Annotated in this window: 6 protein-coding genes; all 6 read left to right on the top strand. The window is 44.8% G+C overall.

Annotation, left to right across the window (positions count from 1 at the left end; all coding sequences use genetic code 11):
- Positions 1–38: 38 nt before the first annotated feature.
- The 6 genes from trpE (at position 39) to LEP1GSC058_RS15505 (ending at position 15,367) form a co-directional block, all read left to right on the top strand.
- Positions 39–1,463 carry an anthranilate synthase component I gene (gene trpE, locus LEP1GSC058_RS15530; RefSeq protein ID WP_039948706.1) on the top strand — a complete coding sequence of 475 codons (1,425 nt, stop codon included), beginning with the start codon at positions 39–41 and terminating at the stop codon, positions 1,461–1,463.
- Positions 1,460–2,038: an anthranilate synthase component II gene (locus tag LEP1GSC058_RS15525; protein WP_016550876.1), complete on the top strand. Its 579-nt coding sequence runs from the start codon at positions 1,460–1,462 to the stop codon at positions 2,036–2,038. Before trpE ends, LEP1GSC058_RS15525 begins: the two co-directional genes overlap by 4 nt.
- Before the next feature lie 4 nt (positions 2,039–2,042).
- Positions 2,043–3,950, top strand: a complete 1,908-nt coding sequence (locus LEP1GSC058_RS15520; protein WP_016550109.1) for an ABC transporter ATP-binding protein — start codon at positions 2,043–2,045, stop codon at positions 3,948–3,950.
- Positions 3,947–4,363 carry a response regulator gene (locus tag LEP1GSC058_RS15515; protein WP_016549325.1) on the top strand — a complete coding sequence of 139 codons (417 nt, stop codon included), beginning with the start codon at positions 3,947–3,949 and terminating at the stop codon, positions 4,361–4,363. The genes LEP1GSC058_RS15520 and LEP1GSC058_RS15515 overlap by 4 nt, the downstream gene beginning before the upstream one ends.
- 487 nt (positions 4,364–4,850) lie before the next feature.
- Positions 4,851–14,921, top strand: a complete 10,071-nt coding sequence (locus tag LEP1GSC058_RS15510) for a type I polyketide synthase (RefSeq protein ID WP_039948705.1) — start codon at positions 4,851–4,853, stop codon at positions 14,919–14,921.
- Positions 14,918–15,367, top strand: coding sequence for a holo-ACP synthase (locus LEP1GSC058_RS15505; RefSeq protein ID WP_016549927.1), 450 nt, complete (start codon positions 14,918–14,920; stop codon positions 15,365–15,367). The genes LEP1GSC058_RS15510 and LEP1GSC058_RS15505 overlap by 4 nt, the downstream gene beginning before the upstream one ends.
- The last annotated feature ends 9 nt before the right edge of the window (positions 15,368–15,376 follow it).

Here is a 15,376-nt window from a genome sequence, read left to right as displayed (position 1 = left end):
GAAATTTAATTCCGATATTTAAGCAAGTGTTTCTGGATCTGGAAACTCCGGTCTCCTTATTTGCAAAATGGGGAGGAACCGAGGCCAAACATTCCTTTCTTCTCGAATCCGTTGAAGGCGGCGAAAATGTCGGTCGGAATTCCTTTTTAGGTAAGGAACCATATCGCCTCATTTACGGTAAGAACGGCCTTTTTTATATCTCGAAACGAAACGAGCCGGAGACGGAGATCATCACCTACGATCCGTTGTTTCTTTTGGAATATTCTATGGGAGACGACGTATATGTGCCGGATCATCGTCTTCCATCTTTCCAAGGCGGGGCAGTAGGATTTCTCTCCTATTCCTGCGTCCGCTATTATGAAAACATACCGGATACGAAGCCGGAAGACGAGCCGTCACCCGATGCCTACTTTGCACTGTATGACGAAGTTTTGGTAGTGGATCATGTGGATCGATTGCTAAGAATCGTAGTTAACGCCAGACTTTCCGACTTTGAAGATCCAAAAGCTTGTTACGAAGCCACTCTCGCAAGAATCGATGCGATCGAAAAAGACCTCCGTGAGGGGGAAGTCCCCGGCTGGGTCAAACATCCTCTGCAAACGACTGAAACTTTAGAATATCGCCCGAATATTCCCGACGAAGATTACAAAAAAGCGGTCCAAAAAGCGAAAGAATACATTTACGCAGGCGATATTTTTCAGGTCGTTCCTTCCAGAAAATTGGAGTTTCGTCCGGGAGTTCCTCCTTTCCAAGTATATCGAGGGCTAAGAACCGTGAATCCGAGTCCATATATGTACTTTCTCAAACTGGACGATATTTCCGTCGTAGGATCTTCTCCGGAAATCATGGTCAAATGCAAAGATAGAAAAACATATCTGCGGCCGATTGCCGGAACCCGTCCTCGCGGGGCCACTCCCGAACTTGACAAAGCTTTAGAAGAGAATCTTCTTTCTGATCCCAAGGAAATTGCCGAACATATTATGCTGGTCGATCTGGGAAGAAATGATCTAGGAAGAGTTTGCGAACCTGGATCCGTTCGTGTGGAAGATTTTAAAATCATCGAGCGCTATTCGCATGTCATGCATATCGTAAGTCAATGCTTCGGAAAGTTGGGATCAAATAAGACGGTATACGATCTTCTGCGGGCCACCTTGCCTGCCGGTACCGTTTCGGGAGCTCCTAAAATTCGCGCGATGGAGATTATCGACGAGCTGGAGAGAACCCGGCGAGGAATTTATTCGGGCGCATTGGGCTATATCTCTTATGGAGGCGATACGGATATGGCAATCGTCATCCGGACGATTTCGTTCTATGGAGAAAAAGCGTTCATTCAAGCCGGAGGAGGAGTGGTTTATGATTCTTCTCCGGAAGGCGAGCTAGAAGAAACAAAGAATAAAATGGCGGCCCTGTTACGCGCGGTCGATTTTGCACGTAACGGACTTAAAGGAGAATGGAATAGATGATATTACTCATCGATAACTACGACTCCTTTACCTATAATCTATATCAGTATTTTTGCCAAATTGGAAATCAGGTCGAAGTCTTTAGAAATGATAAAATAGATTTAATTCGTATTTCGGAATTGAATCCTAAAGGAATCGTATTGAGCCCCGGCCCTGGACGCCCCGAAGATTCCGGAGTGTGCTTGGATGTTCTAAAAGAATTGAGCGGGAAGGTTCCGATATTAGGCGTATGTCTAGGTCACCAGGCAATCGGACTGGTTTACGGTGGTAAAATCGTCAACGCTCCGAGTATTATGCACGGTAAAGTCAGCCTAATCGAACACGACGGTTTGGATATTTATAGCGGAATTCCTTCTCCGTTTTTAGCGACTCGATATCACTCGTTAGTCATTCAACCCGAAAGCCTTCCTAAGGAACTAGAAGTCTCGTCGAAGACTCAGGACGGAGTGATCATGGGAGTTCGACATAAAACGAAAGCGAATCTTTTCGGCGTACAATTTCATCCGGAATCGATCATGACCCAGAACGGATTGGATATCGTCAGAAATTTCTCCAGGATCGTCGCCGAAACCTAAATCGATGAAAATATTTTTTCGATTAATGGCCTATTCGGTACGATATAAGTATCGATTTACGCTAGGCATTCTTTTTGCTCTAATCACGGCTATCCTAAACGCCGTCTCTTTAACCGCAGTTATTCCCCTTTTCGATACAATGGGCGCCGACCCGAATACCCGTTTTCAATTCGAGCTGACAAAACCGGAGCAGGATATCCTTCTAAAAGAACGGTACCAAGGTTACGACAGTTTAGATGCCGTAGAACGGGTTAAGAAAATTCTAATCGACGCGAAGCAATGGTCAAACGGCCGAACCAAGTACATGGAACCTAAGGAAGTCGTTTGGGCGGTATGCTTACTCATACTTCCCGTCTACGGTTTGAAATTGATCTCATATCTCGCATCAGTCTTTTGTCTAGCAACTGCGGGTTATCGAGCCGTTCGGGATCTTCGCCAAGAACTTTTTGAAAAGAATCAAATCCTGCCTTTAACGTTTTTCTTTAAGGAAAAAACCGGACTCTTAATGAGCCGAATCATCAACGACGTCGAAGTCGTCGCCGCAGTCATCTCGTCGAATTTTCGAGATGCAACAATCAATTTCTTTTATGTAGTCACGCATTTGATCGTTCTATTGTATCTGAATACGGAACTTTTATTGATCGCGTGCGCGGCAGTCCCGGTTATCATCCTTCCCGTTACATTGTTCACGAAAAAAATCACCAAGTCGACGGAAAGGCTCCAGGAAAAAATGGCGGATCTAAACGCTAATTTGCAAGAAATGATTTCCGGAATTAAAGTAATTCGCATATTCCATACGGAAGAATTCGAGAAGGAAAAATTCAAAAAAATAAACCAGAACGTTTATCGACGCAATTTCAAAGGACAATATTACCTTCAAGTCGCTCCCAATTTGGTCGAACTTACCTCTTCGTTAGTCGTTCTCGGTTTCTTTGCATTAGGAGCTAAGTTCATCTTTTCCGGGACCGGAGCGTCCCGATTTTCTACCGGCGATTTCATGGCCTTTCTCTTAACATTACTGTTCCTGCTTAGACCATTAACTCAGCTCTCTCAAATGGTGGGAAAAGTATCGCAATCGATTTCGGCAGGGAGACGCATCTTCGAAATCGTAGATTTAGAAACTGAAGATCATAGTGAAATCGCGAAAGTGGATTCGTTTACGCTACAGGATTCCATACGATTCAAGAATGTGACGTTCGCGTATCCGGGAACAAGTACCGAGGTATTAAAAGACATTAATTTGAACGTAAAAGTCGGAGAAACGATCGCCATTGTCGGAGCAAGCGGCTGCGGGAAATCCACCTTAATGGACTTGATCCCAAGATTTTTCGACCCTAGCTCCGGCTTTATAGAATTCGACGGTTTCAATATCAAAGATCTCTCCTTATCCGATTTGCGTAAAAAAATAGGCATCGTAACGCAAGATATCTTTCTTTTCCACGGAAGTGTGATGGACAATATTTCCTACGGAAGACCAGGCGCGAATCGTAAAGATGTGATCCGAGCCGCTCGATTGGCCCACGCGCACGATTTTATCAAAAAAATGGATCGCGGATATGATAGCATCTTAGGAGTCCGAGGCTTAAATTTATCCGGTGGACAACGTCAACGTCTCGTTATAGCAAGAGCCTTGTTACGAAACCCGGAAATCATGATTTTAGACGAAGCGACCTCGGCGTTAGATGTCGAGTCGGAACGTTTGGTAAGCGACGCGCTCCGTCGATTATTCGCCAATCGAACCACATTCGTAATTGCCCATCGTTTATCTACGATCAAGGATATACCCAGAATCATAGTCATGGACAATGGCCGTATAGTCGAAGAGGGAAATCATATTTCGCTAATGGATCAAAACGGAATCTATCGTAAACTGACCGATAACCAATATGCAGGAGCGGGAATTTTACCTTGAAGCCTTTAATACTTGTAGTCGACGATAACGACCGATACGCAGATAATTTAATTATATATTTGGAAAATCTGAAATGCGAAGTTCTGCGCGCTAAAGACGCCGCCCAAGGATGGGAACTTTATACAAAGCATAAGGCCGAACTCTCCTGTGTGATTACTGACATCACGATGGAAACCCAAACCTCGGGCTTATGGTTAATCCGGCGAATTCATAAAGACGGTTTTACAGGAATTAAGGTAATTGCAACAACCGGTTTCGACGTCTTCGGAGTCATGGCGATAAGTCGATTAGTATTACCTAGCTTTGCCGGAATCAGCTTCATGGTTCCGAAAGTTCCCTTGAAAGCCGGAAAAGTCTTAATGCTTCCTACCGGCTTGACTCAAGAATCATTCGAATTCTCGATCCAAAGATAAATCCCGCGGCCTAACCTGTGGCCCACCTTCGATCAAAAGAAAACTCAGTCAACCGCCCTTCGCGAAAGTCGGAGAAGAATAGAATCATGACAACTTAGTCGGAATCGGCAAGATCGATTATTTTATAATTTTGTAATTCTTTCTAAATATGAATATTTACTCAAATCGCACCCAAGCGGATTGCTACAGATTATTCCAAGATTACATTACAGTTTATTTATTTTTCCTTTTAAATTTAATGAACAATAGTTAGTTAACGAATGTTAGCTAACTATTGTTCATTAGCTTAAATACTGTACAATCAAATTAGAAATTAAGAAAAATATTGAATTGTAGCAATTGCTAAATTTGCAAGAACACTGTTCGATTCTGCGTATTTAATTTTTAACTAGAGAAATTCATTTTTTTCTTGAAATTCGATCAAGCGAAAGACCACTAAACTTGGGTGGTTGAATTTTAAACGATTTCAGCATCCATGGATGTTAAAATGAAAGCGAATTACATTAGTACTCATACCTTTACCGAAGAGCCGCTATCGATCTTCAAATTCCTATCTTTAAATAAATCTAAAGTATTTTCGATCTTCGGCGGACAAGGTTCGGACGCATTACCTGAACTTCGGTCGTTCTATGAGGAAGGAAATTTTCATAAGGATTTTTTCGACGTCGTTTTTATCACATTGGAAGAAGAGTTCGCAGGCTTAAGCAAGGATAGAGCCAATGCCTGCCTACCGCACGGATTCCATCTATCCGAATGGTTAAAGCAACCGGAACTTACGCCGACGTCGTCACAATTATCTCTCTGCTCATACAGCGTGCCGCTAATATTCATCACTCAAGCCGCAGGTTTATTTCGATTTCTAAAAGAAGAAGGACACTGGGAATTATTAAGATCGAATGTTTCCGGAATTTGTGGTCATTCGCAAGGCGTCTATGCCGGGCTCCTACTTTCCGTTTCTAAAAATAGGGAATCATTCCTTAAGAATCTTTCTCTCATACTACGAGCTATTTTACACTTAGCAATACGCTCGCAGGAAGAATTTCCGATCTTAGAAATCGACGCCTCTTACAAAAGGTTCATAAAGCCGGGAGAACACCCTTCTCCGATGGCGGCGCTTCAGGCGGAAGCGGATAAGCTCGTTCCTATTTTAGAAAAATTTAATTCTGAAAGAACGGCCGAGGATACGGTTTATCTCGGTCTTCAAAATTCGGAACGTTCCGTCGTTTTATGCGGATCCGCGGAATCTTTATTGGACTTTCGGGAGATTCTATCCCATTCCGGTTTTCCGGATTTAGATTCTTGGATATTCCTCAATATTTCGGCGCCATTTCATTGCCAGCTATTACGGAGAGTTCCGGTTCTCTTGGAAGAAGACTTAAAACGGATCGGATTCGATCCGAAACCGGAAGATTTAGAGATCCCTTTGTACGATACTCGAGACGGAAAAAATCTGAAAGACGAACCGGGCATAGCGTTATCCCTCGCTCGAATGGTGGTTGCAGATCCGTTGGATTGGAAAACTTGTACGAAAGAGTTTCAGTCCAGTGATGAGAAAGTTCTTCTTCTTTCCTTCGGCCCCGGCACGGGAATCGATAAGATTTGTGCTTCGAATTTACGGGGCAAATCCTTCTTAATAGAGAATTTAGATAGAGACGAATCGTTTCGTTCCTTTCAAAAATCGAGTTCATTAAGTTTTCCTAAATCCTGGGAAGAATTTTCTCCGGAAATAGTAAGATTACCCGAAGGAAAAGAATTTCTACGCAACGCATATTCCGTCTGGGCGGAACATCCTCCCGTATTCGGCGGAGGTATGACTCCTTCTACGGTCGAACCCGACATTATTATCGCCGCTGCAAAAGAAGGATATTTAGTTGAATGGGCCGGAGGCGGCCAAGTCACCGAAGAAATTTTTCGGACTAGAATGGAGAGGTTTCGAAAAGAATTACCGGCAGGAAAGAAAATCGTCATCAATCTTCTCTATCTGGACGCGTATCTTTGGAACTTGCAAGTTCCGTTAGTAAAGAAATTAAAATCGGAAGGAGCTCCCATCGAAGGAGTCACAATCTCGGCAGGAATTCCCGATACCGATGAAGCCGTTCGAATTATTAAAGATTTTGAATCTCACGGAATCTGGCTTAATTCTTTCAAACCGGGAACGAAAGCTCAAATACAGCAAGTCATTTCCATCGCCAAAAAAATTCCCGAGTCCACAATTTTGATGCAGATAGAAGGCGGTGCCGCCGGTGGTCACCATAGCTGGGAAGATTTGGAAGAGTTGGTAAGTTCCACTTACGCAGAAATACGGAACACTCCGAATTTGATTCTCGCCGTAGGAGGCGGAATCGCAGAACCGGAAGACGCGAGGCGTTGGCTCTTCGGAACTTGGGCAAAACAGCGCATTATGCCTGTCGACGCAGTCTTTCTAGGAACAAGACTAATGTCCGCAAAAGAATGCGCGACCTCGGATAAAATTAAGCAATCGTTAGTGGATCTATCCGGTTCCATCGAATGGCAAACGACAAAAGAAGGAAAAATCGCCGGAGGCGTGCTATCAGGTAGATCCGGACTAGGCGCCGATATCTACTACGCCCATAATACATGGACAAAAGTATCAGCATTGGCGGAAGAATTAACGAAAGGTAAGGAACCGGACGAAGCAAGGCAAAACGTTCTTAACCGCAGAGAAGAACTGATCTCGCTCATCAACTCCACTGCAAAACCGTATTTCGGTGACCTGGAGAAAATGACGTATACCGACGTACTAGCAAGGTATATTGAACTTACTTGTCCGGGGGAAAGACTCGTTTCACCGGAAGGTGAATGGCCGGATCACCCGTTTATAGATCGTAGTTTTAGAGCCAGATTAGAGGAATTGCTCTACCGATTTGAAGAGAGAATTCTAACCTCGGACGAAAAAATCCATTATTCCATACTGACCGATTCGAATGAACTAAAAAAGCCGGAAGATATATTAAATAAATGGAAAGTAGAATATTCGGAAGGAAGCGAGAAACTTCTCCTACCTGAAGACCGAATTTTCTTTCTAGATGTTTGTAAACGCCCAGGCAAACCGGTTAATTTTATTCCCGTTTTGGATGAGGATCTCGTAAAATGGATCCGCTCCGACTCGCTCTGGTATTCTCATTGCGTAGGAATGGATCCGGACGCATGTGCGTGGATTCCGGGACCGAAAGCGGTTTCAGGAATCCGAATATTGAATCAGCCTGTAGCCTCCATATTCTCCGACTTCATAAATGGAATTCAACCTGAAAGGAGAGATAAGGGAATCGATTGGTCCGACTTATTCGATAATAAGGATTTTATTCCGGGAAATCTAGAATTTAAAGATTCTGATTCCGGTCTCGGCGGAAGTTTACGTATTCCTCAAGAATTCGAAATTAATTCTCGAGATTGGATCCGATCGCTTTCTCGCCTTGGTAAAGGATTTCTTTCCGGTGTGCTGAATTCACCCAGAATCGGAAGAGAAGTAACGGATCTACCTCTCTTTTTCGAAGCGAAGACGGGAAGAACTTACTCCTGGGAAATCAGCCCCACCAAAGAACTGATTTTACTTAGGGTTTATGAAGGGGAAAATCTTAAAATAGAGTTACGGCTGATCGATCCGATTTCAGCACAATTGGAAATATTCTTCTCTCGTCCGGGCGATAACTTATCAATTCCGTTTAAACGACGCTTTCAACTTTCTACCGATCGGGAATCTTTCATCGCCGAAGACGTTGAATTCCGAAATCAATCGATACTGGATTTCTATTCCCAATCATGGAAAATCGATCGCTCAGTTCTCAAGACTACGTCCGATTTTCCCGAATTAAACTCCGAAACCGTCCTCGATCGCGAAAGCATTCTGAATTTCAGAAAAGCGACAGGTGAACTGCGAAGAATCGATTTACGAGCCGAGCCTGTGCCGTCGTTAGGGATGGGCGTAACATTCGCATGGAAGATCCTAATGGCTCCTTTATTCGCATTTAAGGATGTTAATCTTTTTAGACTTCTGCATCTTTCACAATCCTTTAAATGGAACAAAACTGCCGGGGAATTAAAACCGGGGGACCGAATCCGCTCTAAAGTTCGTTTAGTAAAAGCAAGTAAGTCTTTGGTTGGTACGGAACTGTTCATCGCGGGAGCCGTCTATCGGGGTGAGCAGTTTATCTGTTCGTTTGAAACCGGATTCCTAATTAGGGGATCGTTCGGATCCATTCCCTATTTCGACTCCTTACCAATCCAGAAAACCATCGAAATCAAATCGATCGCACAAAGGGATGTCGTTTCATCCTTACCGTGGATAAGCGGACTAAAACCTGCTAAAGAACTTGAAATCGGATCCATCTTACGATTTTCGAGCAAAGAAAAACTTAGCAAGGAAGTGGATTTTCGGACAACGAATTACTTTGTCGAAGGAATGATTGAGAAGCGAACTTCCGGAGGTTTTGAACCTTGGGGAACGTTCAAATTGGAAGAACAGCTTTCTTCCGATCAGACCTCGTCTTTCGATCGATTCTTTTTATCTTTTGCGGAAGCCGAGGCAGAGGTAAAGCTGCCAAAATCGTATCGAGTGCTTTCGGACATAATCACCGCGCCGTCGGATATGTCGGACTATTCTGCTGCATCAGGGGATACGAACCCGATTCATACCGATGACGACTTTGCGCGAATCGGAGGTTGGGATCAACGAATCGTCCACGGACTATGGACTTCTTCACAAGTATTGAAATTATTAACGCGTGACGTGTGTGGAGGAGATTCCGCCCGGCTGCTTTCTCTGGAAGAATCCTTCGAAGCTCCCGTTTATCTCGAAGAAGAATTGCGCGTGGAAGCCTTTCATACCTCTCAACTTAAAGGAAATATAATTCTTGAAATAAAAGTCGAGAATCGAAGCGGAGAGAGTAAACTGTCGGCAAGAGCAGTCATTGCACCTCCAAAAACCGGCTACGTCTTTACTGGACAAGGTTCCCAATCGCAAGGGATGGGCCTCAAGCTTATGGAAGAATTTTCCGAAGCGAGAAAAGTCTGGGAACGAGCGGAGAAAACGGTAACCGACGAATTAGGATTTTCTTTGCTGGAAATCGTACGAGACAATCCGACTTCATTGCGGGTCGGAAGCAAAAACTGGACGCATCCAAAGGGTGTTCTTCATCTTACTCAATTTACCCAAGTAGCGTTAGTGACCAAGTCTATGGCGGATTGGGAGATCCTGAAAGGCAGAGGATATTTAGTGCCGGACGCTCCATTCGCCGGACATTCCCTGGGAGAATTCTCGTCCCTTTCGGCGAGAGGATTTCTCGGATTAGAGAACGTTATACGAATCGTTTACGGTCGAGGACTTACCATGCAAGAGTTGGTTCCTCGCGATTCGGAAGGAAGAAGCCCGTACGGAATGAGTGTGGTTCTCGGAAATCGCCATGTCGGGTTAACCGAAGAAAGGATCCTGGAGGTAGTAGAACAGATTCGCGTCAGTACGGGTCTACCTCTTGAAGTAGTAAACTTGAATATTCGAGATAAGCAATATTCCGTAACCGGAGACCTAAAGGCCTTATCGGAAATGGAGGCCAAATTTAAGGAAATCGTTAGAGGTAAAAAGACGACGATTCGATTGGAAGGCATCGACGTCCCGTTTCATTCCAGAGTTTTGGTTTCCGGTGTCGCCGAATTTAGGCACACGTTAGAATCGAACATCCCGTCAAGCTCGGACTTCTCCGAATTGGACGGGACGTACATACCGAACTTGGTTGCAAAACCGTTTTCCATTCAAGAAGAGTTTCTCAGACTAGTTTCGGAAACATCCGGTAGTCCGATACTTTCCGAAATCTTAAAGGATTCGCACAAAGCCGTAACCGATTCGGAACTTCGTCGATTGCTTTTGATCGAATTACTTGCGTATCAGTTTGCGATGCCGGTTCAGTGGATCAAAACACAGGATGTTTTATTCGAACAATTAAAAGTACGAAGATTGATAGACTTGGGAGCTCGAGGCGATCTGGCAGGGATGGCGCGTCAGACGATCCGAGAAGTGCCGGATCATTCTTCCTATGAAATCCTTCATATGGAAGAAAATAGAAATTCGGTCTTCTATGAATTGGAGGATGTCCCGGAGGCGATCTGGAGTCCCATCCGACAATCCCCTCAATCCGATATTACAACCGCATCCCCCTCGTCGGAAAGCCTCAGGCAGATAACGACGAATACCGTCGAATCCGAGCCTGATCGATCTTCACATGAAATGGATTCAGGAAGCGGGGACGAAGCTTCGGTCGGTTTGGACAGAAAAGACGCTTTATTATCGTTGCTCTCCCTTAAGGCCGGGGTTAGACCGGAGGAGATTTCAGAGGAAGAAACGGTTGATTCATTATTTGGAGGCAACTCTTCGAAGAGAAACCAAGTCATGGCCGATTTAGGCTCGGAATTTCGGACGCCTAGTTTGGACGGAGGACATGAAAAGCCGATTAGGGAATTAAACCGTTTGTTAAGCGAACAATCCCAATACACTCAACCTGGTCCTTATTTACGAACCGCGTTCGAAGAAACTCTCAAGAAGCATTTTCCGCCCGACTTTGGAAGGACTGAAGTTTTCCGCCATTTGAAGGAAGAAAGAGGACTTTCAGAATCCGGAATATTCGAAATCAGCGTTTTTTTACCTTTATTCGCGAGAGACGGAGAATCTATCCGTAAAGGTCCTCTAAGCTCGATAGCAATATCGTCTCGCATCGGTAGCGCAAAAGAAGCCGCTCGATGGTTGGACAAAGCCGTCGACATTTTCGCGCAAAGCAAAGGAATCAGAATTCATAAAGCTTCTTCCGCAAAAGGAGGCCGGGGAGGCGCTAAAATTGATGCCGCGGCTTTGGAAGAATTGGAGCGTAAATATTTCGGCGCCGAGGGCGTGTTTAGTAAAAACATTCGAGATCTTAGAAGCCGACTTCTCGGCGAAGATCCGTTTGTTCAATACTTAATCCGAGATTTAGATTTACTGAATAGTGCCAGAGAACGGAGTTCCGGGCAAAGCGAAATCGCTTCGATTTTCGACGAAAAAAAGATCGTCACGTTCCAAAATTCAAGTCAATGGGCGAAGAAAAAACTTCTTCAACTATTAACCGAAATCGCCGATGGAAGGCGCACTAAAATGAGGTCGAAAGAGGAAACCTATCTTTCCAATCATCGATCGACTCTGCTTGCCGAAGTATACGAATATTGGAATAAGTCCGAAGAATTTTCGAAAATTCAAACGAAGGAATTAAGAAATTCTTTCGTACGATCCTTACTCGAAAAGAACAACCGATCATCTTCCCTACCGATCTTTAAAGTAGAATCTGCGATTCTTAGACCGCGTCTTGAAATCTCCAACGATGGCGGATGGAATTATTCGGAAATAGAACAGCAGGTAAACATTAGAGAATTCTTAAAATCTAAAGTTTTACTAAAAACAAGTCCCGATTTTGGAAACAACTTCGATTTAAATACCGCTTTCACGAATTCATTCGGAGAGGTTCTCAGTTCTATCGTATCGGAAGGAATAAGCTTTAGCGGAAAGAAGGTTTTGGTAACGGGAGCCGGCCCCAATTCGATCGCTCTTGAAACCGTTCAGGGGCTATTGGCTGGAGGAGCCGACGTCGTTCTTACTACGACTTCCTACTCGTCGCAGAAAGTCCGTTTATACAAAGAAGTCTTTCAAGAATTCGGCTCGCCTGGAGCTTCTCTACAAATCGTACCGTTCTCGCAAGGTTCGTTGGATGACATTCGCTTCTTATCGGAATGGCTTATAGCGAAAAATTGGGAACCGGATTTACTACTGCCGTTCGGCGCTATCGGCGAGGAAAATGCCGCATCACAATTGGATTCCTCTTCTCTAGTTTCCTTGCAAGTCATGCTCTTAGGAGTCGAAAAACTGATCGGGGTATTAGGACGTTCTCGCCGTTCGCTGGGCCCGGATGCTTCTCCTTTGAACGTAATCCTACCTTTATCGCCGAATCACGGAATCTTCGGAAAAGACGGATTATACGCCGAAACAAAACTAGGCTTAGAGGCGCTCTTCAGAAAGAAATTTTCGGAATCGGAAGATTGGGGTAAAAATACCCGAATCATCGGCTGCGTGATAGGTTGGGTCAGAGGAACCGGTTTAATGGAAGCCAATGATTTGGTTGCCGAAGCCTTGGAAAAGGAGACGGATGTTTTCACTTTCTCAAAACGAGATATGGGGACCCTTATTTCAAGTTTGGCATATTACTCGCTCAATAATCGTAAAATAGATATTCTTAAAGCTTATTTTACGGGAGGCCTTGAATCTCAGCCGAATCTCGGAGCGACATTGGCCAAAATAAGATCCAATATCATATTAGAAGCCAAGAATAAACGAGAGTCCAGCCAGTTATTGTCAGAAATACTTCCGCAAAAAATCCGAGCAAAACGAATCCATCCGTTACCGAAGGAAGTCTTCTCTTTTCCTTCGGTACCTACGGATCGCGAATTGAAGTCCTACGGAGATCTTACTCATTTGGACCCGACAAATTTAATATGCGTAGTCGGATTCGCGGAAATAGGGCCCGGAGGAAATTCAGTTAGTCGTTGGGAATTGGAAAAAAGCGGAATACTATCGTTAGAAGGCGCGTTGGAACTCGCTTGGACGATGGGGATGGTAAAATACCAGGCCTCCGATAAAGGAAGATCTTGGACGGACGCCGAAACCGGAGATGCAATCCAAGAATGGGAAGCAAAGAGCAGATATGAAAAACCAATATTAGAAAATACTGGTATTCGATTTATAGACGCTTCTTCTCGCGGATTCGATCCAAATTCCCTTATTTCGTTCGTTGACGTCGTTTTAGAGGATGATTTCTTCCTTCCCGTTTCCAATAGTTCGGAAGCGGAAGATTTCCATCGAGCGGAACCCGACTCAACCGAAGTATATTTCGACTCCGAAAAAGACAAATGGTTCATCAAAAGAAAAAAAGGAAGCCTGATCAAAGTGAAAAAGGCCCTTGGCGTAAACCGTAAGGTCGCCGGACAGATTCCGAAAGGATGGGATCCGACAAGATACGGTTTACCCAAAGACTTAACGAAGCAGGTAGATGAAATAACCTTATACAATCTATATTGTACCTGCGAAGCGTTCTTGCGCTCGGGTATGGAGCCGCTTGAGCTTTATGCTTACCTACATCCCGGTTTAGTCGGGTCGACCGTCGGATCAGGGATGGGCGGAATGAGCAAGATGAAACGTATGTTTCAGGATTTCCTCTTAGGACAAGAAAGGCAGCACGATGCACTTCAAGAATCCTTAATAAACGTCACCGCAGCATGGGCGTTAACATCCTATGTAGGCGCTTATGGCCCCGTTCAAACTCCGGTCGCGGCATGTGCCACAGCGGGAGTGTCCTTAGAAATGGCAATGAACATCATCCGGGATGGAAAAGCGAGATTCATGTTGGCGGGAGCCTTCGACGACTTCTCCGAAGAAGGTCTGATCGGTTTCGGAGATATGCAGGCCACCGCAGATAGCGTTGAGATGGAGGCTTCGGGTATAGCAGCTTCCGGAATATGCAGACCGAATGATATTCGTCGAAACGGATTCGTGGAAGCGCATGGAGGCGGAGTCATCCTATTAGCGCGCGGAGATTTAGCCTTGGAAGCCGGCCTCCCCGTTTATGGAATACTTGCATACGCCGGCTCCAAGACGGACGGAATTCAAGCCTCCATCCCCGCTCCCGGACTCGGCTTACTATCGTTAGGTGCCGAATCGAAAGGAACTTCGCAAGTCTGGAACGTTGAACAAAGAAAAAAAGCCTTAATAAGCTGGAAACAGGAAAAGGAAAGAATGATCTCTTCTTTCGGCGACGGCGGTAAGGAACTATTCGAGGAAGTTCAAACTTTACTCTCGGGGAAATTTCAGCCTGGCGGAGACGGGGTCTCTCCTATCCGATCCGCGTTGGCAGCCTTCGGCCTTACTGTGGACGATATCGGAGTCGCATATAAACATGATACTTCGACTAAAGCCAACGACAAGAATGAAAACAAACTTCTATATTCGCTTCTTAGCAAGTTAGGCAGGACACCCGGAAATTTACTTCCGATCGTTTCACAAAAATCGCTAACCGGACATTCTAAGGGAGGAGCCGCCGCATGGCAAACGGTCGGAGTACTTCAAACCCTGGAGGAAGGCATAGTGACGGGTAATCGAAACCTGGAAGAGGTCGATCCGGACATGAATGCATTCTCTTTCCTAACCTTTACGGACCAATCGATTCGTTATGGAAAGCATAAACTCAAGGCTGGGATGCTGACTACCTTAGGCTTCGGACATGTGGGTGCATTGTGCGTTTTCGTACACTCCGACTTCTTCCTAGCGACACTGAGTCCCGAGCAAAGACAGAATTATCTTTCTATCCGAAAGGAACGGGAAATTTCGGGAAGAAATCGATATCATGAAATTAGAATGGGAATCGGCAAGCCGATGTACGAGCGAAAAACGAAATCCTACTTCGATGAAGAAGAAGTGTCGCTGCTACTGGACTCTTCTTTCAGAAAAGCCAAATCTTCGGTATCTTCAAAATGACTTCGGAACTGGATAGAGAAATTTCCGAGGTCTGTCAACCTGTCTTCCCCGGCATTTCCGTAGGAGTCGATTTAGTCTTTATTCCGGAATTTAAGGACGCGCTAGCGGAACCCGGTACCGTTTTCTTCAAAGAAACCTTTACCGATTGGGAAAGAGCAAAAGCAGATACGAAACCGGTTCTTCAACGAGCGACTTATTACGCGGGCAGATACGCGGCAAAAGAAGCGTTGATCAAAGCGTTGGACGGACCTCGCCTCCATTTGGATGCCGTGTTTCAACCCAATTATATCGAGATCGAAGTGCGCAATGATAACTACGGTCGCCCCTATTTTCGCTTTTACGGGACTCTTTCCGATTACATGGAAAAAGTAAAATCTTCCTGTATTCGAATCAGTATAACTCACGCAGGGGACTACGCATTTTCGGAAGTTCTCCTAGCACTTTAGGAAATTGAG

Source organism: Leptospira fainei serovar Hurstbridge str. BUT 6 (assembly GCF_000306235.2).
GTDB lineage: Bacteria > Spirochaetota > Leptospiria > Leptospirales > Leptospiraceae > Leptospira_B > Leptospira_B fainei.
The sequence above is the reverse complement of the archived record's forward strand: the minus strand, read 5'-3'. Positions and strand labels throughout refer to the sequence as shown.

What these genes read in the sequence shown, in the direction of transcription:
- LEP1GSC058_RS15505 (WP_016549927.1), top strand. Translation starts at nt 14,918, where the DNA reads ATGACTTCGGAACTGGATAGAGAAATTTCCGAGGTCTGTCAACCTGTC.
- LEP1GSC058_RS15510 (WP_039948705.1), top strand. Translation starts at nt 4,851, where the DNA reads ATGAAAGCGAATTACATTAGTACTCATACCTTTACCGAAGAGCCGCTA.
- LEP1GSC058_RS15525 (WP_016550876.1), top strand. Translation starts at nt 1,460, where the DNA reads ATGATATTACTCATCGATAACTACGACTCCTTTACCTATAATCTATAT.
- LEP1GSC058_RS15520 (WP_016550109.1), top strand. Translation starts at nt 2,043, where the DNA reads ATGAAAATATTTTTTCGATTAATGGCCTATTCGGTACGATATAAGTAT.